This window comes from Bradyrhizobium sp. CCBAU 45384, assembly GCF_028128665.1.
GTDB classification, from domain to species: Bacteria; Pseudomonadota; Alphaproteobacteria; order Rhizobiales; family Xanthobacteraceae; genus Bradyrhizobium; species Bradyrhizobium manausense.
Genome location: NZ_LBIZ01000041.1, coordinates 1 through 977, shown reverse-complemented (window position 1 = coordinate 977; position 977 = coordinate 1). Strand labels below are relative to the sequence as shown.

Here is a 977-nt window from a genome sequence, read left to right as displayed (position 1 = left end):
GATGAGCTGCCGAGCGATCCAGCCGAGTTGCGTGTCTTTGCCGCGGCTCTGCTGGATCGCTGCGCCAGGCTCGAGCGGTTACTCAAGCTTGCGAAAGATGCGCAGTTCGGTCGATCCTCGGAAAAGCTGGACGCTGATCAGCTGCAGCTTGTTCTGGAGGACATCGAAGAGGCTGTCGCGGCCCTCGAAGCCACCGAGGATCGCGCCAATCCCAGAGTTTGCGAGAAGAGGACGGCCGAGCGCAGAACCAACCGTGGTCAGCTGCCGGAGCATTTGCCGCGCATCGTGGAAACCCTGATGCCGGCCGAGACCTGTTGCCCGTCTTGTGCGGGCGACCTCTTTGAGATTGGTCGGGATGAGAGCCAGAGGCTGGACGTCGTTCCGGCGCAGTATCGCGTCATCGTCACCCGCCGGCCTAAGCTCGCCTGCCGCGCCTGTCATGGCGTCGTCCTCCAGCATGCTGCTCCCGAGCGACTGATCAGGGGAGGATTGCCCACCGAGCGGCTGGTCGCTCATGTGATCGACGCGAAGTATCATTGGCATTTGCCGCTTTACCGCCAGGCGCAGATGCTGGCGACGCACGGAATAGCGCTGGACCGTTCCACGCTCGCCTTCTGGGTCGGCTATGCCGCCCAGGAACTGAAGCCGTTGTGGCATCGGCTGCGCCAGCTTCTGCTCGCCTCCTCGAAACTCTGCGTCGATGAGACCCCGGCGCCGGTGTTGGACCCGGGCCGCGGCAGAACGAAAACCGGCTACTTCTGGGCGCTGTCGCGCGACGACAGGCCCTGGGCCGGGCCTGATCCACCTGGAGTGGTCTATGCCTATGCACCGGGCCGCGGCGCCGTTCATGGCTTGCGGCTGCTTGAGGGCTATCGCGGCATCATCCATTGCGACGGCTATCAGGCCTACAAGACCATGACCCGAGAGACGCGTGCGGACGCCCTGTCCGGGACGCTCGCCTTCTGCTGGTCGCATCT

1 protein-coding gene is annotated in these 977 nt (G+C 64.4%); it reads left to right on the top strand.

All coding sequences use genetic code 11. The features are described 5' to 3' along the window. A partial coding sequence (tnpC, locus tag XH80_RS02930) for an IS66 family transposase (protein ID WP_271597257.1) occupies positions 1–977 on the top strand: 977 nt, incomplete at both ends.